This window comes from Bradyrhizobium sp. SMVTL-02 (genome assembly GCF_051853005.1).
GTDB lineage: Bacteria > Pseudomonadota > Alphaproteobacteria > Rhizobiales > Xanthobacteraceae > Bradyrhizobium.
The window spans coordinates 1,584,451-1,602,715 of the sequence record NZ_CP182469.1 but is presented as its reverse complement, the minus strand read 5'-3'; the positions used below and the strand labels follow the sequence as shown (position 1 = coordinate 1,602,715).

At 57.6% G+C, this 18,265-nt stretch carries 27 protein-coding genes; 3 read left to right on the top strand and 24 right to left on the bottom strand.

The window, feature by feature from the left end:
• Positions 1 to 3 precede the first annotated feature (3 nt).
• The 5 genes from ACNJYB_RS07580 to ACNJYB_RS07560 form a co-directional block, all read right to left on the bottom strand.
• Positions 4 to 1,116: an electron transfer flavoprotein subunit alpha/FixB family protein gene (locus ACNJYB_RS07580; RefSeq protein ID WP_439373380.1), complete on the bottom strand. Its 1,113-nt coding sequence runs from the start codon at positions 1,114 to 1,116 to the stop codon at positions 4 to 6.
• Positions 1,117 to 1,794: 678 nt separating this feature from the next.
• Positions 1,795 to 2,121 (bottom strand): nitrogenase stabilizing/protective protein NifW, encoded by a 327-nt coding sequence (gene nifW / locus ACNJYB_RS07575; RefSeq protein WP_439373379.1) that lies wholly within the window; start codon positions 2,119 to 2,121, stop codon positions 1,795 to 1,797.
• Between the two features lie 126 nt (positions 2,122 to 2,247).
• Positions 2,248 to 3,423 (bottom strand): homocitrate synthase, encoded by a 1,176-nt coding sequence (gene nifV / locus ACNJYB_RS07570; RefSeq protein ID WP_439373378.1) that lies wholly within the window; start codon positions 3,421 to 3,423, stop codon positions 2,248 to 2,250.
• 138 nt (positions 3,424 to 3,561) lie between these two features.
• Entirely contained in the window at positions 3,562 to 4,053 is a 492-nt protein-coding gene (gene irrA / locus ACNJYB_RS07565; RefSeq protein ID WP_439373377.1) for an iron response transcriptional regulator IrrA, read from the bottom strand.
• 2 nt (positions 4,054 to 4,055) lie between these two features.
• Positions 4,056 to 4,751: a nitrogen fixation protein NifQ gene (locus ACNJYB_RS07560; RefSeq protein ID WP_439375496.1), complete on the bottom strand. Its 696-nt coding sequence runs from the start codon at positions 4,749 to 4,751 to the stop codon at positions 4,056 to 4,058.
• Between the two features lie 717 nt (positions 4,752 to 5,468).
• Between ACNJYB_RS07560 and ACNJYB_RS07555 the strand changes: the two genes are divergently transcribed.
• Positions 5,469 to 5,882: an ArsC/Spx/MgsR family protein gene (locus tag ACNJYB_RS07555; protein ID WP_439373376.1), complete on the top strand. Its 414-nt coding sequence runs from the start codon at positions 5,469 to 5,471 to the stop codon at positions 5,880 to 5,882.
• A 130-nt stretch (positions 5,883 to 6,012) separates the two neighbouring features.
• Here the strand turns inward: ACNJYB_RS07555 and ACNJYB_RS07550 are convergent, their stop codons facing one another.
• From ACNJYB_RS07550 to ACNJYB_RS07480, 15 genes are all read right to left on the bottom strand, one after another.
• Positions 6,013 to 6,363, bottom strand: coding sequence for a (2Fe-2S) ferredoxin domain-containing protein (locus ACNJYB_RS07550; protein ID WP_439373375.1), 351 nt, complete (start codon positions 6,361 to 6,363; stop codon positions 6,013 to 6,015).
• Between the two features lie 190 nt (positions 6,364 to 6,553).
• Positions 6,554 to 6,811, bottom strand: coding sequence for a BolA/IbaG family iron-sulfur metabolism protein (locus ACNJYB_RS07545; RefSeq protein WP_439375495.1), 258 nt, complete (start codon positions 6,809 to 6,811; stop codon positions 6,554 to 6,556).
• Between the two features lie 251 nt (positions 6,812 to 7,062).
• Positions 7,063 to 7,332, bottom strand: coding sequence for a hypothetical protein (locus ACNJYB_RS07540; protein ID WP_439373374.1), 270 nt, complete (start codon positions 7,330 to 7,332; stop codon positions 7,063 to 7,065).
• Positions 7,333 to 7,343: 11 nt separating this feature from the next.
• Positions 7,344 to 7,697, bottom strand: a complete 354-nt coding sequence (locus tag ACNJYB_RS07535; RefSeq protein ID WP_439373373.1) for a DUF3024 domain-containing protein — start codon at positions 7,695 to 7,697, stop codon at positions 7,344 to 7,346.
• Complete coding sequence (locus ACNJYB_RS07530) at positions 7,694 to 7,948, bottom strand: nitrogen fixation protein NifZ (RefSeq protein ID WP_439373372.1); 255 nt, start codon at positions 7,946 to 7,948, stop codon at positions 7,694 to 7,696. The genes ACNJYB_RS07535 and ACNJYB_RS07530 overlap by 4 nt, the downstream gene beginning before the upstream one ends.
• 6 nt (positions 7,949 to 7,954) lie before the next feature.
• Positions 7,955 to 8,260, bottom strand: coding sequence for a nitrogen fixation protein NifZ (locus ACNJYB_RS07525; RefSeq protein WP_439373371.1), 306 nt, complete (start codon positions 8,258 to 8,260; stop codon positions 7,955 to 7,957).
• A complete protein-coding gene (locus ACNJYB_RS07520) occupies positions 8,257 to 9,030 on the bottom strand; it encodes a 4Fe4S-binding leucine-rich repeat protein (RefSeq protein WP_439373370.1) in 774 nt (257 codons plus the stop codon). Before ACNJYB_RS07520 ends, ACNJYB_RS07525 begins: the two co-directional genes overlap by 4 nt.
• On the bottom strand, positions 9,020 to 9,553 hold the full coding sequence (locus ACNJYB_RS07515) for a hypothetical protein (RefSeq protein WP_439373369.1): 534 nt from the start codon (positions 9,551 to 9,553) through the stop codon (positions 9,020 to 9,022). The genes ACNJYB_RS07520 and ACNJYB_RS07515 overlap by 11 nt, the downstream gene beginning before the upstream one ends.
• Before the next feature lie 335 nt (positions 9,554 to 9,888).
• On the bottom strand, positions 9,889 to 10,113 hold the full coding sequence (locus tag ACNJYB_RS07510) for a 4Fe-4S binding protein (protein WP_439373368.1): 225 nt from the start codon (positions 10,111 to 10,113) through the stop codon (positions 9,889 to 9,891).
• A 13-nt stretch (positions 10,114 to 10,126) separates the two neighbouring features.
• Positions 10,127 to 11,683, bottom strand: coding sequence for a nitrogenase cofactor biosynthesis protein NifB (gene nifB, locus ACNJYB_RS07505; protein ID WP_439375494.1), 1,557 nt, complete (start codon positions 11,681 to 11,683; stop codon positions 10,127 to 10,129).
• Positions 11,684 to 11,997: 314 nt separating this feature from the next.
• Positions 11,998 to 12,864 (bottom strand): SIR2 family NAD-dependent protein deacylase, encoded by an 867-nt coding sequence (locus ACNJYB_RS07500; protein WP_439373367.1) that lies wholly within the window; start codon positions 12,862 to 12,864, stop codon positions 11,998 to 12,000.
• Positions 12,861 to 13,085, bottom strand: coding sequence for a putative nitrogen fixation protein NifT (nifT, locus tag ACNJYB_RS07495; protein WP_439373366.1), 225 nt, complete (start codon positions 13,083 to 13,085; stop codon positions 12,861 to 12,863). Before nifT ends, ACNJYB_RS07500 begins: the two co-directional genes overlap by 4 nt.
• Positions 13,082 to 14,278 (bottom strand): cysteine desulfurase NifS, encoded by a 1,197-nt coding sequence (gene nifS / locus ACNJYB_RS07490; protein WP_439373365.1) that lies wholly within the window; start codon positions 14,276 to 14,278, stop codon positions 13,082 to 13,084. The genes nifT and nifS overlap by 4 nt, the downstream gene beginning before the upstream one ends.
• A 12-nt stretch (positions 14,279 to 14,290) precedes the next feature.
• Positions 14,291 to 14,584, bottom strand: coding sequence for a NifU family protein (locus ACNJYB_RS07485; protein WP_439373364.1), 294 nt, complete (start codon positions 14,582 to 14,584; stop codon positions 14,291 to 14,293).
• A gap of 38 nt (positions 14,585 to 14,622) precedes the next feature.
• Positions 14,623 to 14,943, bottom strand: coding sequence for a HesB/IscA family protein (locus ACNJYB_RS07480; protein WP_439373363.1), 321 nt, complete (start codon positions 14,941 to 14,943; stop codon positions 14,623 to 14,625).
• 304 nt (positions 14,944 to 15,247) lie between these two features.
• Between ACNJYB_RS07480 and ACNJYB_RS07475 the strand changes: the two genes are divergently transcribed.
• Both ACNJYB_RS07475 and ACNJYB_RS07470 read left to right on the top strand, forming a co-directional pair.
• The gene (locus ACNJYB_RS07475) at positions 15,248 to 15,838 is read left to right on the top strand and encodes a hypothetical protein (RefSeq protein ID WP_439373362.1); all 591 of its coding nucleotides are present in this window, start codon (positions 15,248 to 15,250) and stop codon (positions 15,836 to 15,838) included.
• A gap of 491 nt (positions 15,839 to 16,329) precedes the next feature.
• Positions 16,330 to 16,644, top strand: coding sequence for a hypothetical protein (locus ACNJYB_RS07470; protein ID WP_439373361.1), 315 nt, complete (start codon positions 16,330 to 16,332; stop codon positions 16,642 to 16,644).
• A 235-nt stretch (positions 16,645 to 16,879) separates the two neighbouring features.
• Here the strand turns inward: ACNJYB_RS07470 and fdxB are convergent, their stop codons facing one another.
• From fdxB to nifX, 4 genes are read right to left on the bottom strand one after another with little or no spacing between them, the layout of a single operon-like run.
• A complete protein-coding gene (fdxB, locus tag ACNJYB_RS07465) occupies positions 16,880 to 17,164 on the bottom strand; it encodes a ferredoxin III, nif-specific (protein ID WP_439373360.1) in 285 nt (94 codons plus the stop codon).
• A gap of 1 nt (position 17,165) precedes the next feature.
• Positions 17,166 to 17,375, bottom strand: a complete 210-nt coding sequence (locus tag ACNJYB_RS07460; RefSeq protein WP_439373359.1) for a CCE_0567 family metalloprotein — start codon at positions 17,373 to 17,375, stop codon at positions 17,166 to 17,168.
• Positions 17,376 to 17,383: 8 nt separating this feature from the next.
• The gene (locus ACNJYB_RS07455; RefSeq protein WP_439373358.1) at positions 17,384 to 17,854 is read right to left on the bottom strand and encodes a NifX-associated nitrogen fixation protein; all 471 of its coding nucleotides are present in this window, start codon (positions 17,852 to 17,854) and stop codon (positions 17,384 to 17,386) included.
• Positions 17,855 to 17,866: 12 nt separating this feature from the next.
• Positions 17,867 to 18,262: a nitrogen fixation protein NifX gene (nifX, locus tag ACNJYB_RS07450; protein WP_439373357.1), complete on the bottom strand. Its 396-nt coding sequence runs from the start codon at positions 18,260 to 18,262 to the stop codon at positions 17,867 to 17,869.
• Positions 18,263 to 18,265 lie beyond the last annotated feature (3 nt).

Here is an 18,265-nt window from a genome sequence, read left to right as displayed (position 1 = left end):
CCTTTAACCTGCTATCCGATCGCGGGAATGCGGCGACAGCCGCTCGCGGAAGGCAGCGATGAGGGGCGGCAAGAAATGAATGGCATCGGTAACAATGCCTATATGAGCAAAGTCAAAAATTGGCGCGTTCTTATCAGTGTTGATAGCAACAATAAGATCGGCCCCCTCGACGCCAACTCGGTGCTGGATCGCTCCCGAGATGCCGGCGGCGATATAGAGTTTTGGTCGGATCGTCTTGCCCGTCTGACCAATTTGGCGATCGGAGGTGACCCAGCCCTTCTGCACCAGTGGCCGCGAACTGCCGTATTCGGCACCAAGCGCGGTCGCCAGTTGATGTACCAGCTGAAAATTCTCGGCTGATCCGAGCCCAAGGCCGCCCGCTACGACAGCGTCTGCATAAGCGAGGTTGGATTTTGCTGAGTTGCGGTCGGGCAGGAAATCGAGAACTTTTGTGACGATGTCGTGTTCGACCAGACCGAGTGAGTGCGTGATAATGCGACCGGCCGGGCGCGCGATGCGCTTTGGCATCGGCATCACGCGTGGGCGGACGGTCGCCATCTGGGGACGGAAGTTCAGCGTATAGATCGTGCAGAGTAGAGAGCCACCGAAGGTAGGTCGCGTCGCAGCGAGCGATCCGTCGGCGTCGACGTCGAGCTCCGTGCAATCCGCAGTAAGTCCCGTGAGCAGCGTGGTTGCGACGGAGCCTGCGAGATCCCGGCCGAGCGTAGTGGCGCCCAAGAGCAAGATCTCCGGCTTGTAGCCGTTAACGAGGTCGGTCAGAGCCTTCGTGTAGGATTCGTTGCGATAGTCGGATAACAGATTATCGGAGACCATGTAAACGAGGTTAGCACCATAACAGAAAGACTCGGCAACCGCCTGCTGTGTCGCCTCGCCTTCTGGTCCGATGATGACTGCCGCGAGATCCACCTTGAGCTTGTCGGCAAGCCTACGGCCGGCCCCCATGAGTTCCCACGACACCGGGTGCACGATTCCGCGTTCCTGCTCTATGAAGACCCAGACGTGCTTGTAGGCCTTAAAGCGCTCGGGCAACTCCTTTTTGGTAGCGGCGCGGCCAGAAGCAGCAGCCGGAGCGCGGCTTTTGGAGGTGGTGCTCATGTATCGGTTTTCCTTGCTGTACTAGCCACGCGCCAACACCCGAGACCGGCTTTCGAGTTCCTCTGGCCAGCGAGGATCAATCACCCCTCTAAGCGCCGCGGCCGGGTTGCTTGCCGAACTTCGATTAGAAAAGCCTTGCTGCGTGACCGAGGCCCAAATAGGCATGCGGCACTGACGCCGAGCGACAGAGACCGCATTCCAGTGCAAACGGGTCTTGGAGGTTGGGCCTTACCGTCTGTCGCGTGACAATCTTGTTCACACGGTGCACTCGCATCTGCGCGAAAACAGGAACTTGCTTAGTGCAGACTACGATGTGCATGCGCTTCTCCAAGGCTTTGCTGCGATACAGCAAGTGTCGTACCAACCGAGCGCGCAATCGCATTCGCGTTAATACAAAGACTTACTAAATCTGCGGCACGCCCTTCGTCCGACAGCGGCCCGATGCCTGACAAAGATAAGCCCGCCACGCGTCGGAAATCGAACAGAGGACCAGAACCATTCCGATGGTCGTCGCAGCCGAACTTATTCACGACAAGAAGTCTCAGCATGATGTCGCAAACCGAATGTTCGCAACCACAACACCTTTTGATCGAATCTGGGCTCCCGCGCTCCGCATGCCTGCCCTCCCGGGATGAAGGGAGGAAGCAGCGAACGAACGCGAGGTGAGGTAAAGTGCCGTCACTTCAAGTCGTCCAATTGCACGAGGGGCCTTTTCTTCGGCCGTGGTACAACAGCATCCTTGAGGACTTTGAACACACGTTGATCGATTGGAGAGGAGGTCACGAAATCGGCGTAGGCCCGTTCCAGCACGGCTTTACAACGTTCTGCGACTTCCGCATCGGTTGCAGCAGTCAAGTCTTCGTCTGCGAGATACTGCCCCATGCGCCGCAGGATGTGGAGCCGCGCCACATTGACGATCTTAGGATCGTACTTGACACCCAGAAGTTCAAAAAACTCTTCGGCCGCAGCGGCCTTGTTCAATTGAAACAGGATTCCGCTTGCCATCGTTTTCCTCCGCATATCTAGCATTGCGCAATGCCGGGTATGGCCAGCATGCTCGTCATCAAGACGAATAACCTGGCGTGCTGGCTTACCTCAAGAACTGATGGCGGATTTTGGGACATGCCGACCTTACGTTCCGTTGAGCATCGAGCGCTCGCGAACCTCGCGCCAGATCGTCATAAGAGTCTCGGGCGCAACCCCGCCCTTGTGCTCGACGGCATGCCTCCGGACGCGCGCAAGGATCGTCCTAATATCCTCGTCGCTGACCGAAAGCTGTAATTCGGACAGCAGCGCGGTGATCGCAGAGAGCCCTGAGTGTTTACCGATCACAAAGCGGTTTGAGCGACCGAGCAGTCGTGGATCGAGTGCCTGATAGCTGCGCTGATCCTTCCGCAGACCATCGACATGGATGCCGGATTCGTGGGTAAAGACATGCTCGCCGACGATCGCCTTATTGAGCGGAATGGTGCGGGCGGCGGCCCCCGCGACGAGGGCCGCAACATTCTCGAGTTCCGAAAGCACGACGCCTGTATCACATCCATACAGCTGTTTAAGCGCGACAGCGATTTCTTCTAGCGGCGCATTGCCAGCACGCTCGCCGAGACCGATCACGGTAACTGAGGCATGAGTTGCGCCGGCCTTGATGGCAGCGAGCGTGTTAGCCGTCGCGAGGCCCAGATCGTCGTGGCCGTGGAATTCGATCTCGAGATCGGTGGTTGCACACAGCTCCGATACCAACGCAAAGCTTGCATCGGGATCGAGCACGCTGAGCGTATCGGCGACACGAAAGCGTCGGGCGCCAGCACTTTTTGCCGCAGCGATCAGCTCGACCAGGAAGTCGGCATCTGCTCGCGAGGAGTCTTCGCCTCCGACTGCAACATCGAGCCCCCTGCCGCGAGCGTAGCCCGCGACCCGCTTCAACTGCTCGAGCACGGCTCCTCGACCGATGCCGAGCTTGGCAGCTAGTTGCAGGTCGGAGGATGGAACCGAGACATTCACCATGGTGACGCCGGAATCGATTGCGGCGTCGACATCTGACGTTTTCAGCCTGCACCAGCCAATGATTGTCGCGGCCAAGCCGGCTTCGACAATTGCGCGGATCGCGCTTACTTCTTCATGGCCCATCGCCGGCGTGCCGGCCTCAATCTCAGTGATCCCGGCCTTTGCTAGTACACGTGCAATGGATAGCTTTTCCGCTGTAGTGAAGGCCACGCCAGGAGCCTGCTCACCGTCGCGCAACGTAGTGTCGTTTAGGACTATCTGTCTTGTCTGCAACCTGCCAGATACGGTCGTTCCAAAAGCCATGCGCAGATTCCGCCTCCCCGCTCTATCGTGAGCAACGGCTGTGCCAGCGGGATGGATGACGCAGAACTCCTGCAATTGAAGTACTTAGGGGCAGCAACTGCTAGGTCGCAAATCCGACAATGTACCGGGTTCGACGCATCAGATGTCCGGGCCCCTACGGCGGATGTGGACGATGATGTCGAGCCGTGAAATCTCATACCCCGGTAAGGCCCGCGGCACCTGCTCGAACAGAAGCTTTTCGGGGATATCGATCAAGGTGTCCTCGCCGACGAGATAGAAATGCGGATGTATGCGGGTGTCAGTATCAAAAAACGATCTTGAACGGTTGGGCATGATTCGGCGCAACAAGCCAGCTTGCGTGAACTGGCTTAGTGTGTTGTATACCGTCGCCACCGCGACTTCGATGTGGGCTTCGATCGCCTCATTGAAGAGCATTTCGGCGGTGACGTGGCGGTGGCCCCTTGCGAAGAGTAACTGAGCCAGCTGTACGCGCCGGCGCGTCGGCCGCATACCCGCCTCACGCAGTCGGTGCATGCACGATTTTGCCGAATATCCGGCGCAATGCCGTCGCGCGAGTTCAGGCTGTGCAGCCTTCCGGGCTCCTTCGAGATTGTTGGCGAGCCCGTCCATAATCACTCGCCCTTGCGAATTGATAGCGGCTGCGACATGACTTCGACTCCGCGCAGATAGTCGCGGCGGCGCTGCGCCATCCGGCTCTCGCCCCCCTCCTCACCGAAACAGTCATTGAAATCATTGCATTGCGTACACACAGGCGTCGTGCACATGACCAATCCATCGTCCTCGCACAATCTGCGATAAAAGAAACGCTTCCAGCGCATGTTTTTGGTATTTTGCGCTGCCAACGGCGCAAAGTGGCGCGCCAATAGGCGCGATAACTCGGGCCGCTCGCGCAATCCGAGATCTTCCCACAAATGATTCGGCTCCATCGCTCGCCGTGCGATCATGGCCGCCAACCAGCGGCTGATCTCGCCTTCCGTCGATCGCTGTGCAAGCAGAAGGTCACGCACCATGATCTCCTCATCGCTGGTTGAACCGGCATTTTCCATTGAAACGACAGTGCATACGCGCGGCGATGAGAAACATTGCGCGAGCAGTTCGTTGAGGTCCTCCGCGGTCAGGCCCGCTCGGTCGGGGAGTGGTCCGCCGTCCATCACAGCGGCACTAAGGACGGAGGCGAGCACATGCCGGTCAAACTCTCGGTCGTCTCTTACGTCAGCGTCCGCCGGATCGCAGCCAGTTAGAACGTTGTAGAATTCAATTCCGGCCTGCCGTCCGTCCACGCGGAAGCAGCCTGACGGAGCTGACATCGCACCGATTGGCCTATCTTCTACACTCACCAACAACTCCATCGCGTTAAGCTCTCAGCTTCGATGCCGGCCTAGCTCGCGAGGTTTCGGCAGAGGCGCCGGTATGCCAAGCCCTCACTCGATGCTGCAGCATCCGGTTTGCAACTGGCGTGCCATTCGCGGCGCGTCAGTTAGATGCTGATCGCGCTCAAAGAACCGTCGAGTTCCGGGCGGCCAGGCGCCGCCGACCGGCTGATCCCGTAGAAGGTAGAAGCAGGACAAAGCCGATCGCATAAGGTGGAATTCTGATGCGAACCAAACCTTAATGCGGAACAAAACTTGCCTGTCCAGCGAGGATTATAGGAAACGGCAACATGCAGATCGGTCTCGAGGCAACCAAAGCAGTTGACCGGCGGTGCGCCTCGTCGTCGCCGGGCACAAGATCAACGCGCGCGGCATTGCAGTTTGGCATCTCAAGCCAAGTTTAGCGCCGCCAACTCGCTCAGCCCCGTATCGCGCTCCTTGGCGCTCTCGGCTGAAAAGCGGCCAGACTTGGCCCAATCGGTCAATTCGCCGAGTGTCGAAGATGTCTCATTTTTGATCGCCTAGACAAACACGACGCGATGATCCCAGTGGGACATAACAGCGGTGGTAATGACCGCAAACCTGGCGCGTCCGCAAAAGGATGGATAACAGCGCCATTGATCTAGCTCAGCGCAACGGAATAGGGATTTCGGCATGGCTACTGTTCTGTTTTGGGAGAAGCCCGGTTGCAGCACGAACGCGCGCCAGATTCGTGCCCTGGAGTCGGCGGGTCATCAGGTCATTGCAAAGAACTTGATGACCGAGCTCTGGACCGCGCCAACTCTGCTTCCTTTTTTTAATAACCTGCCCGTTCGTTCATGGTTCAATCCCGTCGCGCCGCGGGTGAAATCTGGTGCGGTTGACCCGGCGGCGATCAATGCAATGGACGCGATCACTTTAATGCTTGAGGACCGGTTGCTGATCCGGCGTCCACTGATCGCGGCCAATAATCTGAAATGTGCCGGATTTGACCGGGAGCCGGTACTGTCGCTCCTAGGCGCAAGCGCGAGGCAGGAATTTCAGGGCTGCACACGTACAGAGGCGTTGCCGCCTTGTAAGACCGAATGAAAGCAGCATTTCTGGACAGCGGAACAATGCGGCATCGGTCACAACAAGCCGTCGCCGCTGAGGTGCGAAGAGGGGGGCTCCTCCCCCGCCAACTCAGCGGCGTCGCCTTCATACCACACGGGTGGGACTGCTAACTTCGCGTGAGCACGATCACGAGGCGGTCGACGCGGTGGCCATTTTTCAGATGGGAGTCAACAATCTCGTCAATGTCTTCCGGGGTGCGCGGACGATACCAGACACCGTCAGGATAGACGACCATCAGTGGACCGGAGCTGCAGAAGCCGAGACAGCCAGCTGTCGTGAAGCCGACATCGGTGAGGCCTCTCGTCTCGATCGCTTTGCCCAGCCGCTCCCACAACGGTCCACCGCCCGCCGCCCCACAGCTGCCATGTGGATGGTCGGGCGGGCGCTCAGTATGACAGGCAAAAACGTGATGGCGGTAGAGCTGCGGGATTTCAAACTCTTTCATATTGCTGCTCATACTGCTGTCACCATAATTCCACCATCGTCAGAAGTGGCGAGCTTTCCCCTCTCTGGGCATCTTACGAGCAATCTCGCAGTCACCGAGAGTTCCCGTATTAACGTAGAGCGGCAGGATAATCGGCCGGTTCGAAACCGTTGTGATGGCCTCTCCAGCACCAACGTGCTTATGCATTTTTCGGTTAAATTGCTCATTGATCCTTTCCTTGCAAGTAGCTCTTTGGAACGGCGGTTTCGAGCACGAGCGCCTGGACCATGTCGGTTATCTTTCCCTTTAGCGCGTCATAGATCATCTGATGCTGTTCGATGCGACTCTTGCCGAGAAAGACCTGCGACACGATTCGTGCCCCGCAATGGCGCCCAGTACCTGCGACCTCAGTCACAATCACATCCGCGTCCGGAAACGCTTCGCGGATCAAAGCCTCAATCGCCGGTCTAGCCATCATGATGGTCGTTCACTCCTGCTCTCGCACGGCTCCATGCAAGCGCCAAACCAACTCCAGCGGCGGTCATCCGACGAGAAGGCCAATGGTGGTGCCCCTCGGTATCGGTGACCGCGCCATTGAAGAGCATTTGTGAGTGCAAAACGCGGTCGACTGCCGCGATTTCGGCCAGGGTAATGACAACGGAAACAGGCAACCAAGTCCCTTTGAACCCAGCGCTTCGTCTCTAATGTCGCAGTACGCGAGGCGCGATCCGGTCACGGCCCGGCCACCTTCGTGGCCAGAACGATGCCGGTCGCGCGCGTCGGATCGTCCGTGATCCGCATACAAAGATCAGCGCTATCGAGTAAATGCACGTCGAATTGCCTGATGCTACAAAAGGGTGTTTCGGTGAGGTCGGACGAGTCGCAGCGGATCCAAGCCAAATGCGGGTATCTCTGTCGCAAAGCTGCGCAGGCTTGAGATACATCATCGAATGACGCGAGTTCCTGCTCGATCTTCGCGATTTCACCTGCCCCCAAAGCCATCGATCGGCTCCTTATTGCCAGAACTCACGTTCTGGATCCGCATTCAAGAGATCGGTAACCGCTGCCAAGCGCCGGTGCGTCGAGTGCAGCTTCCAGACGCATTGTTTATGATCCTTTCGGAACACCTGCCAGCAGGCGCTTGCGCTGTCGTGGTGCAGCAGGGCCACTTCAATGAGGCCCCCTTGGAAGTCGATGTTTCGCGAGCAGCATGGGCTTTCGACCAAGTAGCCGCCGCCAACTGCTGTGATACTCGCTGAAACATACCGGTAGCGCTCTCTAGACTTCAGCGCGCGCTCGATTCGCCTGCGATCAACCTCATTAGGGTGCGCCGGTCGCGCTGAATTTATGCCTAAGTCGACGATCATGCGTCCTCTTCCTCGATCAGGCCGATTTCTCTTTCGAGGCAGCCGACGACCAATTTGTTACCGAACTCGACGAGATAGATCGGCAGGTTCGCCTCAGTGTGCCGGCGAACTCGGACGATCTCGCCGATTGCGCCGAGACTGACCAGGACCCCTTCAGCTGGAGCATCTGAAAAGGACCCGTCATTGACGAGATCGAACATCGCCTTAACGCGCTGGCCTCGCTGATATTTTGGCGGTTCGGCTTCGATCATTGTGATTTAGCTCTTGCGCGACAGCAGGCCTTCGCCGCCTGTCACGACCCGATCGAGCTCCTTGCGCTTCATGCCAACTCTGTTGCCGCTTTCGATGAATTCGACTCCGTAGATGTAGAACTGCTGCAGGAAGGTGCCGATGGATACGACGTAGCCGACCTCGCCCTTCTTGGCCAGGACGTCGCCGATTTCTTTACCGGCATATGTGCCGTCATTGCGGATGGTGCGATTGGCCCGCACCTTCTCGCCGAAGTCGAAAGCGGGTGCGCTGATCAGCTCGACCAGGTCGTTATCAGGAACCCCACTGCTCATGCTGATGCCCGCGGTCCTCGTTCTGCCTCGAGGACAAGCCGGGAGCGCGCGACGTCCCGCACTAGGCTGTATGGGTCATCGATAAGGCCTATGAGCTCAGAGGTTGCGATCCGACTCGCCACCTCGTGCCTGATACGCCAGTCTTGGTCGTGGCGCAGAAGCGACAATAACTGCGCAGACAGCCGTTGGGCTATCGTCAGCCGCACCGACGCGTCACGGTCATCGACCATGCGAAGCAGCCATTCTTCCGGAATGCGCCGTGCTACCACACGGCGAACCTCGGCTTCCTCATCGTGGATCAAACCGCCGAGCAGCGATGGCGCGATCCGCCGCGCTACCACAAGGCGGACGTAATAGTAGTTATCCGAAGCCATCAGCAGTAGTTCGTCTCCTTCGAGCCGAGTTGCGACCCTCATCCTGACTTCATCACAGGGATCATTGCGCAGTTGCAGGACGTCGCGTCCGGGTAGGCGACGGACAGCGCTTGAACGCACAGTTCCATCCTCATCGGCGAGTAATGGAGGCAAAAGAACGAGGCTGGCCAGTTTCGCCGCTATCGCGCGCACCTCAAAATACGGGTGAGCGAGGTAGCTGTCCGCAAGTTCTGGATTCCAGTCGAAGAAACGATCAATCCGTTGAGCATAGCGGTCGTTGACGCAAGCCTGTTTTGGCTGACAGCGGCCAGAGGTCTTCAGATCGACATGCGCGCAGCACGTACAATCAACCGGGTCGTCCTGCCAATTTCGGGCCTCGTCGATGTCACCACTCATCGTATTGCCCCATGCGTTCGAGCACATGCAGGAGAACCTTGGCACCAATCTTATCGCTGGGATCGAGCTCAAGAAGCTTTTGAACAGCTGTCCGCCCCTCCTCGATTTGACCGAGGCGCATTTGTAAATAGGCATATCCTTTCAGTGAAAATAAAAAGAAGCGCGGCAGAATGCTTTCATGTCGGCCGAACTCCGCGTCACCGGCTCGCACCAGCCGCCAGTCGGACGAAAGACTATTCACCTCCGCCGCCTTAGTTATGCAGCGCTGAGCGACCTGCAGCGCCTCGCCAAGACGCGCCTTGTAGAAATAAAATCGAAAGAGGCCAATCAGGACTGCCGCGTGCCCTGGCGCGAGCGCTTCCGCCTGGCGCAAGTGGTTTTCGGCAATGTCATCGAGATGATAGAAGAGGCTGGCCTCCCACAAGTGATGCTCAGCTTCGCTAGGCAACCCATGTCCGAGCAAGGTGCTGGTGAGAAGCGCCTCATTGATTTCGGATTGTGGGCTGAACGGAGCATCTGGCATCGCTGGCAGACTCTTCTAATCAATTGTTCGCGCTGGAGACTTCCTTGCGCTTGAGTGGTACCGGCCAAGTCCGCTTCAGCTCATCGGGGTCGCACCGCCGCGCCGCGGCAGCCGTCCGTTCCGGCGCTTGAGGGGTCTGACGTGTTCGCGCTCGGCCCCAGGGTCAAAGATCCGCGGCTTTTGGAGCAAGCTCATTTGACAGGCGAGCCCGGAACATCCGCCAGGGCTAATCGCAAGGCAGGAGTCGCAGCCGGCGAGGCCGTCGGACTGGAGAATTATGCGGACAGCCCGTACTATAGCTTTAACAATCCTGCGCTTCATATCCTGTCTCCTGCTCATGCGGGCACCTGGTAGCGCGCAAACGCGGTGTCGATGACACAAGTGTTGTCGACTGGACAGACCGCCAAGCATTGCGGCTCATCGAAATGGCCGATGCATTCGGTACATTTTTGGGGATCAATCACAAACGTCCCGCCCTTCTCTGCGATTGCGACGTTCGGACATTCTGGTTCGCATGCCGAGCAGCCCGTGCACTGAGATGCAATGATCTTGAATGGCATTATTTCTCCGATCTCACGCCGCGGAGATCAGCGTGCTTCGGCAGATCGCTGGATCGCCGTGCTCTTCATGTTTGATCGCGCCGCTGTTGAGGCGATCGAGATAGGCTACAAACCAATCGCTCGTCGACTTATCGATTGGCTCATAAGCGTATAGATCGACCGGCTCGACGCCGGCCCTGGTCAATTCGGCCCTGGGGCAGCCGCCGATCTTGGCGATGAATACCGCTCGGCAATCGTTGATGCTGCGGATGATCGTTTCGAGGCTTCTTTCCTCTGCGTAGCCGCCTTGGCAGTACAGATCGACGGGGCGATAGCCGACGAATTTCGCGCCGCCCGTGGAGACCTCATAGACTTGGAATTCCTTGGCATGACCAAAGTGCTCGTTGATCAGACCTGAGCCCTTGGTCGCGACTGCCACCAGCACTTTAATATCGCTACCGTTATCTGCGCGTTTCGCAAGGTCTGCGTGCTCGACAATGGTCGTTGCGGAGCGCTCCTCCTCGATCTTGGCCTGATAACCCTGGCGGCTCTCGACATCGTATTTGACATCCATCTGCATAATTTTCTCCGTGGTGAACTCCGCCCTGCGGTCTTCCCCCAGAAGGCCGACCGCGTCGGCTCGGCATTGACGGCAATGGCGCATCATGTGCATCTCACCCTCGCAGCTATCCTGCAGCGCCTTCAGCTCCCGCGGGGTTGGGCCACGCTGGCCATTCAGCCCGAAAACGGTTCCGTGTTCGGGCGAGGAAATCAACGGCACGATGTTGTGCAGGAAAGCACCGCGCCGTTTCACCGCTTTGTTGACCTCGATGAGGTGCTGATCATTTATCCCGGGGATCATGACCGAGTTGATTTTGCAGAGGATGCCGCGCTCAGCGAGCATGGCCAGTCCCTCGAGCTGGCGATCGCTGAGGATTTTTGCAGCTTGGATGCCGGTGTAGCGTTTGTGCTTGTAGAAGATCCAGGGATAGATCTCTGCGCCGATTTTGGGGTCGACCATATTGATCGTAATTGTGACGTGATCGACGTTTCGTTTTTCGATGATGTCGATGTGATCGGGTAACGCCAGACCGTTCGTTGACAGACACAGCTTGAGGTCGGGTGCTACCTCATGTACAAGCTCGAACGTCTTGAAGGTCCTTTCGGGGTTGGCGAGCGGGTCGCCAGGACCGGCGATTCCGACCACGGTCATCTGCGGAATGGTAGAAGCAACCGCCACTACCTTCCTAGCGGCCTGCTCGGGCGTCAGCCTCTCGCTGATTACACCGGGGCGCGATTCATTGGCACAATCATATTTGCGGTTGCAATAATTGCACTGGATATTACAGGCCGGTGCGACGCCAACATGCATGCGGGCGTAGTGATGATGCGCTTGCTCACTGTAGCATGGGTGCTTTTTTACTTTCTCCCATGTCTCGGCTAGCATATCGCCACGGTCCGCTCGCGAACTGCAACCAGCGGTGCCGCTGCGGCTACTCGTGCCGCAGCCCTTTTGCTCGGCAATCGGTTGCGTGATCTCGCCGATCTCGTTAGCGCTGCTCGATGCTTCCGGTTGCCTTGGAGCATCCATATGCCCAGTTCTCCCTTCCGGCTTGAAAAGCTTGACCTTTCCAAGTCTTAGCAACCGGTGTGCCATGGCACGGCAGGCGATTTTTGTGGCCGTGTTCAATGAGTTATACGAAGAATGGATAGAGTGTTGCCGAGGCATGTTGGAAAGCCGACATGCTTTGTGGCGAACACAACTTGCGGCGGGCACGAGCAGAGATGCGACGAGCCATGCTCTCATTCGCCTCTATTTTTGCTGAAAGGATGCCTCACCACGTGGCCGCGATGCGCGGCGCTTCGTTGCGAACTTTTGAAACAATAATAGCGGCGATGCGTCCACTAACTGGCCGAGAGGATCTCCACCGCCTGAACGAGCGGAATTGCGATTGGCGTCACGCCCTGCTCGAGCAGGAAACGGCATTCGTTCTTGGAGAGCGTGCCAGGCTCGACGACCGCATAGTGTACATCGGATGAACGCTTTGACACCTGTCGCGCATAGGTCCGCAGAAGCTGGTCATTGAAGCGGCAGCCAAGAAATAGGAAACTGCGGCCGGTCCGGCGGACCATCACCTCGTCCGGAATCGGCGTCTGTATGTCGATTTCGGTTAGCACCTCAACATAATCGGCATCTGAGACGAGAAAATTCTTGGCCGGGGCGACGCTGCCGTGCGGCTTGTAGAGGATGGTTTGCCAGTTTCTTGCCGAAGAGCAATCGACTGCGGCACCTGCAGCATCATAGAAGCGATACCAGCGATACTCATTGAGACCGGCGCGGCTGATTCCTTGAATCTCGCCCCAATTGCTATGCCCAGCCAGGGCATTTCTCATCGCGTCATCGTACCAGCTGTCGACGATAAGCGGCAGCCGAAGCATTGCAATATATTGGTGCAGCTGCGTTGGTTCGACCGAACTGCTAAAGGCGGCCGCCATCATCGCTGTCAGCGTCGTACGGTGCCTTGTGCTTTCGATGTACTGCGCGGATGCCCAGGCGTTCCCTCGCGCGCGCCTTGGCAACGCCACCTTGGCAGCGAAGAATGCCGCTAGGTCCTCCGGATTCATCGGCACGATCGGGTTCGACAACTCCGCTAAGCCGGCCCCGAGATAGGGAACAACATTGCCGCTACGGAGCCCCTTGCTGACCTCGCGGAGCGTGGCTTTGGCAGCCGGGAGATGAACGAACTCGACGCATGAATCGGGAACGTTCATGCTTCCTCTCGGTCCTCGCCACGCTTCTTTGCGTTGACCGTAATCGGCAACGTTGTATCGCTCTTCATCTGCGGCAGATCGAGCACCCAGCCATTGGCAATTCTGATCCAGCCGCCCCACAGCGTCTCGTACTCGGATTCAACAATCGCCTCTTCAAGATCCTTCTTGGGGACGTAAATCGAAAGACCAATTTCGGGGGAACGACGAATAATTACTTTCATCCAATAGACTCATTGCATTGAGAGTTGCCTCTTGCACGTTCCAACCACCCAGGAGATGCCTCTCTCAGTTTCGTAATAATCTTTCGGAGCGCGACAACGGCATGATCGACCTCCTCTCTGGTGGTCTCGCGAGACAGTGAGAAGCGGATCGCGCCGCGCAACCGGCTCGGTGGTACGTTCATCGCGCGCAGCACATGCGATGGCGCCATAGAACCGGATCTGCAGGCTGATCCCAGTGACACGGCAACGCCAGCGCGATTCAAATGATGAGTGATTGCTTCAGCGTCCATATGTTCAAAGGCAATGCTTGATGTGTTTGGCAAGCGGTTCTCTTGGTCGCCAAGCACCACGCAGTTGCCGAGAGCAAGGACTCCCCGCTCCAATCGATCGCGCAGCGCGGCAATTTCGATCCGCTCCCGTCCGAGCTCCACCGCGACGAGTTCCGCAGCCTTACCCAGCCCAACGATGCCGGGCACATTCTCGGTGCCAGAACGTCGGCGACGCTCCTGAGGTCCGCCAAAGATCAGCCGCCTAAATTTTGTATCTTTGCGCACATAGAGCGCGCCAATCCCCTTAGGACCGTGCAGCTTGTGACCAGAAAGCGACAGCATGTCCACCTCGGTCGATGTCACGTCGATTGGAATTCGACCCACAGCCTGCACCGCATCAGTGTGGAAGAGCGCGCCGATAGAGCGCGCCATCTTGGCGAGGACCTCAATCGGAAAGATCGTGCCGGTCTCATTATTGGCCCACATAACCGAAGCAACCGCGGTACGCGGAGACAACGCACGGCGATAAGCATCAATGTCCAGTCGGCCGGTGCGATCGACAGGAATTAGATGACACTTGTTGCCGCGACGGCCGAGCTCATCTGCAAGCGAGAGGACCGCTGGATGTTCCACAGCCGTGGTGACGATCTCGTCGCGTTCCTCCTGCACAGCAAGCGCCGAGAGGATCGCGGTATTGTCCGATTCGGTACCGCCTGAAGTAAAGACGATCTCGTGATCAAAGGCGGCACCGATCAGCGTCTGCACGCTCCGGCGAGCCGACCTCATGCTTTCCGTGACTTTCCTGCCCACCGCATGCGCTGAGGAGGCATTGCCGAACTGCTCAGAAAAAAACGGGAGCATCGCCGCGACGACAGAGGGATCCGTGCGTGTCGTTGCATTGTTGTCGAGATAGATCGGTCGCACGCTTCGTCTTCCTTAGTTTTGATTTCTGGCAGATCCCGCGACAGGGACCAGACGAACGAACTCGCCTAGCCGTTCGATCAATCGCGCCCGAATGCCTTCCAGGGTCACATTTGCGAGCTTGCAGAACACGCAAGCACCTGTGAGCTTGACCATGATCTTATTGCCCTCGATCCCGATAAGCTCGCAATCTCCGCCGTCACGCTTCAGGTTAGGCCGGATTTCGTCGAGCACGGCACGGACGATCCGCTCACGCCCGCAAGGCTCGTCAGCTCTCAGTTGTTTGGATTGTTCAGTTTCCATGCGCATTTGTCGGCTCCCTGCGCAGTCTTCCTCGCAAATCGGCCCTAGCTAAATGACCTTCCACATGAGCAGTTCGATTTTGCGTTTGGATTGTCAAAGGTGAAACCGGAGCTCTTGAGCGACACCACGAAATCGATCGTGGTTCCGGCAAGCTGCGCGCAACTGTCCTTAGCGATAAACAGCTTGATGCCGCCCCGCTCGATCACAGTGTCGTCGGGCTTCGGTGCCTCGGCAAGCCCCATCGTGTATTTGAACCCGGCGCAGCCGCCCCCTTCGACCATTATCCGCAAGCCGGTCACCGGCTGAGCTGCCGTGCAGATCGCGCTCTTCACCGCATTTTGCGCGGTCTCTGTCAGATCGATCATCGCTTTCCCTCTGCGCTGATTTAGCGAAATTATTGGCAAGTCCCATGCCAAGAAACGTACTCCTGACTGCGCTCGTCTTTTGCCGGCTGATCGCGGCTCAAGGTGTGTAGGGCTTCCGACACGAGACTTTGCAGACTGGGACAGCTCTGCCGCGACCCGGCAAACACGCCTAACCACAGATGAAAGGCTGCGTTTTTCGTGCTCGCTGCACACGTGGGGAGCCGGCAAACAATTTGCATGCACGGCAAGGCGATTTCACGCGGCGCGGCATCTGCACCGGCCACATCAAACGATAGGAGGGTTCATGACGTCCATTGACAACACCGCTTTCGGTCGGCTCGACAAGGAAGGCCGTCTACTAAACGCGGTGTTTAAAGGGGAAACCACAAAGCCCGGCCGCTTCGGCTTCCGCGGCGATATCGCCCTAAAATTCCAAGCTCAGCTTGCCGACGAGAAGCGTCCGCCCGACTATTCGCTCGAGCAAGTATTGACTATCGCAAACAACGGAGAGACAACGATCCCGGTCTTGGCCGGCTACCTGCATTCTTTTGCTTATCTTGCCGATGTGGCAAAAGTGCTGGATGGCGCATTGAGCCAAACGGGTAGCTATTTCATTTTCTGCAACAACATCGACTTATTGGCGAAATATCGCACCAAAATCGACGATATCGCATTCCGCGTGCTGCCATGTGACGAATCGACGGTCTGGAAGGAGATGATGGATCTCGCCAGTGTCGACAAGAACGACATTAAGAAGCTGGATACTGGAGGCAAGCTCGATTATCTGCTCGATGCCGCCAAAAATATCGACGCCGGTTATGCCGAGATCTCATACGAGGAAGGTCTCGCGAAGATGAAGCCCGTGAAGAATCGCAACGAGAACCGTCCTGTCTAGCGTTTCGCGTGACATTTCTTCGCTGCTCTCGTGCGGCCAAGCTCGTTCGCGCGACGATGGCATTTTACGCTGTGCCAGCCAAGTGCGAGACGGAAATTGCGATGTCTTCTTGTATGCAAGAGGCCCTGGTGCGGAATAGGGTCTTTCAATCATCACTGAGGACGGCTGGAGTGGCCCGACAACGACAATGCCCGTCAACGTCCAGGCTTCGCCACGCCGGTGTTCCTGCCGCGTCGGAGGAGTGAGTCCGAAGATGGGGCACGGCGCCAAAACGGGGTCGGTTTGATGAGACGGGATTCGCGTTGGTGCTCCTCATCAAAGCTACCCGATTTTGCTGCGGCTCAAGGGAACTTCACATTGGGGATCTGCCCCGAGACACCTCACGCTTCCAACCCAGTCGTCTCACGGCGCTTTCAACTCTGAGCGTGCTTGAGGCGACCTCTGGAATCGAGTGGCTATATCTAGTTTGCCGCGCAGGAGACCGAATAAAAATGGCAACACTGATTAAGACCACTCAGGACGGCCGCAAGCTCGAAGTTGTGGGGCTCGCAATTATCCTTGGAGGCAGGCTCGAAGCTAGCGAACTCATCGAAGTCAAGCATCACCCATATCGCCGAACGATTTTGGCCACGGTACCGGAGGCCACCCACATGGCTGGCCGCGTCCCGCTGACACGCGCGGAAGCGGAGATCGTTCTCGCCGCTTTCAACAAGGCGGAGGCCGATGTGCTCGGCAATCCCGTCGCTATCCACGAGCGGTTTCGCATTGCTGCGATGACGAAGGCCCGTGAACAGGGAATCGAGTAGCTGGAGTTGAAATGCCTCGAAGCTTGGCATCAACTACCCAAGCGCCGAGTTTCCTCCACCGAATCGCCGCGGACAACGGCGCCGATCCCCGCCCTTCGTTAGATTGATCCAAGCCGCTCTGGCGGCGGGAGAGAATGTCACTCGTACTGCCGCTAATAGCCTTCCGCCCTAACAGCGCTTGACCCACTTCGGAAAGCCCAAGCTATCATCACTTCGCCTGTTGCGAGGGCTACATTCAAGGGGCTGGAGCGTGGGTCTGGCAGCTAGCCGGGCACACCCGTGCACAGGCGCCACAGCCGATGCACGCTCCATCATCCTTCAGCACCATGACCTTCTTTTCGATCTCGTCATCATCGTCTTCTAGATCGACGATCTCGCCGGCCTCGTTGATGCCCTTCAGCATCATAACCTCGCGCCCGCACACTTTGTAGCAACGGCCGCAGCCGATGCACTTCTTGGGATCAATGGAAATCAGGTACTCGGGTTTCCAATCGCGACCGTCCCGCGTTGCAAATGACATGTCACGATCCGTATGCTTGTTCCTGCGCCTTGAGATCCTCGCGCTTGCGCTCGAGTTCGTCGAAGGCGTCGTGAACCTGTTGGGCAACGCTAAGGATCTGCGTCCAGTTGGCGGGCAGTTCCTCAGCCAGGTCGTGGAGATCCATCTTTGCCTGAGTGGCCTTGGCCGAGAGCTTCTTGATCTCGGCTTTCAGTGCTTCTAGCTCGCTCATCCATCACCTCAGTAGTTCGCAACTTCCGGGAACTTTCGGATCATCTCGATCCCGCTGTCGACATGTTTGTCACCTTCCAAAGCGAGCTTTGAGAGATTGTCAAAACCGAAACGATGCACGTCGCGCAGTTGCTTATTTACGACAATGAGCCGACCGCCTATCAGCACTATGCGGCCAAAGCCTTCGTGGTGCATTTTCAGCATCGGCGAAACCATCACGCCGGTGGCCTTCTCGATGGATAAGGCAACAGCGTTGAAGAACAATTCCAATCGCCCGATCGTGTCCGGGTCGGGATCGCCCACAATCGGCAAGGCCCGGCGCTTCTCCCTGTTGAGAATATAGGGCTCGAGCAGCTCGAGATCGCTCTTGCTCTCCCAAACGCCGTGGCCATCCTCGGCGCGCCAGATCTTGACGAGCTCCTTCACAAAGGGTGCCTCCTCCGCCGGGCCGGTTTGGATCAATTCACCCGCCTCGTTCATAATCGTTTTCCCTCAGTCATCGAGATCAAGCGAGCGCTCCTGGCCCTTGGCCAGCACCTTGCGCAACCAGGGTGGCGGGGAGCCCTTCAATACTCCTTCGAGCTTGTTACAGAGATCGTCGATCGCTTCAGGTTTGCTCACTTTCATAGGATGGATATTATTTGCCACGACACGCGCTGCGCCGGAGCCGCCGATCGCAGCGACGTAGAGGATCGCGCAGTCTTTGATGGCCTCGATCTTCGGCGCGAGCTTATCCTCATTGCCGTCCTCCCTAAGATCGCCGTCGAACTGAATGGACTCGATCAAGTGGTGCCCTTCCGGGCTAACGTCGTAGATGGCGATGTTTTTGGCCCAGCCAAAATGTGCGTCGACACGCTTTAAATCCTGGGTGGCGAATGCGACCTTCATCGG

Coding starts and splice junctions, on each gene's coding strand:
- ACNJYB_RS07580 (WP_439373380.1), bottom strand. CDS start 1,116: ATGAGCACCACCTCCAAAAGCCGCGCTCCGGCTGCTGCTTCTGGCCGC.
- nifW (WP_439373379.1), bottom strand. CDS start 2,121: ATGGCAAGCGGAATCCTGTTTCAATTGAACAAGGCCGCTGCGGCCGAA.
- nifV (WP_439373378.1), bottom strand. CDS start 3,423: ATGGCTTTTGGAACGACCGTATCTGGCAGGTTGCAGACAAGACAGATA.
- irrA (WP_439373377.1), bottom strand. CDS start 4,053: ATGGACGGGCTCGCCAACAATCTCGAAGGAGCCCGGAAGGCTGCACAG.
- ACNJYB_RS07560 (WP_439375496.1), bottom strand. CDS start 4,751: ATGTCAGCTCCGTCAGGCTGCTTCCGCGTGGACGGACGGCAGGCCGGA.
- ACNJYB_RS07555 (WP_439373376.1), top strand. CDS start 5,469: ATGGCTACTGTTCTGTTTTGGGAGAAGCCCGGTTGCAGCACGAACGCG.
- ACNJYB_RS07550 (WP_439373375.1), bottom strand. CDS start 6,363: ATGAGCAGCAATATGAAAGAGTTTGAAATCCCGCAGCTCTACCGCCAT.
- ACNJYB_RS07540 (WP_439373374.1), bottom strand. CDS start 7,332: ATGGCTTTGGGGGCAGGTGAAATCGCGAAGATCGAGCAGGAACTCGCG.
- ACNJYB_RS07535 (WP_439373373.1), bottom strand. CDS start 7,697: ATGATCGTCGACTTAGGCATAAATTCAGCGCGACCGGCGCACCCTAAT.
- ACNJYB_RS07530 (WP_439373372.1), bottom strand. CDS start 7,948: ATGATCGAAGCCGAACCGCCAAAATATCAGCGAGGCCAGCGCGTTAAG.
- ACNJYB_RS07525 (WP_439373371.1), bottom strand. CDS start 8,260: ATGAGCAGTGGGGTTCCTGATAACGACCTGGTCGAGCTGATCAGCGCA.
- ACNJYB_RS07520 (WP_439373370.1), bottom strand. CDS start 9,030: ATGAGTGGTGACATCGACGAGGCCCGAAATTGGCAGGACGACCCGGTT.
- ACNJYB_RS07515 (WP_439373369.1), bottom strand. CDS start 9,553: ATGCCAGATGCTCCGTTCAGCCCACAATCCGAAATCAATGAGGCGCTT.
- ACNJYB_RS07510 (WP_439373368.1), bottom strand. CDS start 10,113: ATGCCATTCAAGATCATTGCATCTCAGTGCACGGGCTGCTCGGCATGC.
- nifB (WP_439375494.1), bottom strand. CDS start 11,683: ATGGATGCTCCAAGGCAACCGGAAGCATCGAGCAGCGCTAACGAGATC.
- ACNJYB_RS07500 (WP_439373367.1), bottom strand. CDS start 12,864: ATGAACGTTCCCGATTCATGCGTCGAGTTCGTTCATCTCCCGGCTGCC.
- nifT (WP_439373366.1), bottom strand. CDS start 13,085: ATGAAAGTAATTATTCGTCGTTCCCCCGAAATTGGTCTTTCGATTTAC.
- ACNJYB_RS07485 (WP_439373364.1), bottom strand. CDS start 14,584: ATGCGCATGGAAACTGAACAATCCAAACAACTGAGAGCTGACGAGCCT.
- ACNJYB_RS07480 (WP_439373363.1), bottom strand. CDS start 14,943: ATGATCGATCTGACAGAGACCGCGCAAAATGCGGTGAAGAGCGCGATC.
- ACNJYB_RS07475 (WP_439373362.1), top strand. CDS start 15,248: ATGACGTCCATTGACAACACCGCTTTCGGTCGGCTCGACAAGGAAGGC.
- ACNJYB_RS07470 (WP_439373361.1), top strand. CDS start 16,330: ATGGCAACACTGATTAAGACCACTCAGGACGGCCGCAAGCTCGAAGTT.
- fdxB (WP_439373360.1), bottom strand. CDS start 17,164: ATGTCATTTGCAACGCGGGACGGTCGCGATTGGAAACCCGAGTACCTG.
- ACNJYB_RS07460 (WP_439373359.1), bottom strand. CDS start 17,375: ATGAGCGAGCTAGAAGCACTGAAAGCCGAGATCAAGAAGCTCTCGGCC.
- ACNJYB_RS07455 (WP_439373358.1), bottom strand. CDS start 17,854: ATGAACGAGGCGGGTGAATTGATCCAAACCGGCCCGGCGGAGGAGGCA.
- nifX (WP_439373357.1), bottom strand. CDS start 18,262: ATGAAGGTCGCATTCGCCACCCAGGATTTAAAGCGTGTCGACGCACAT.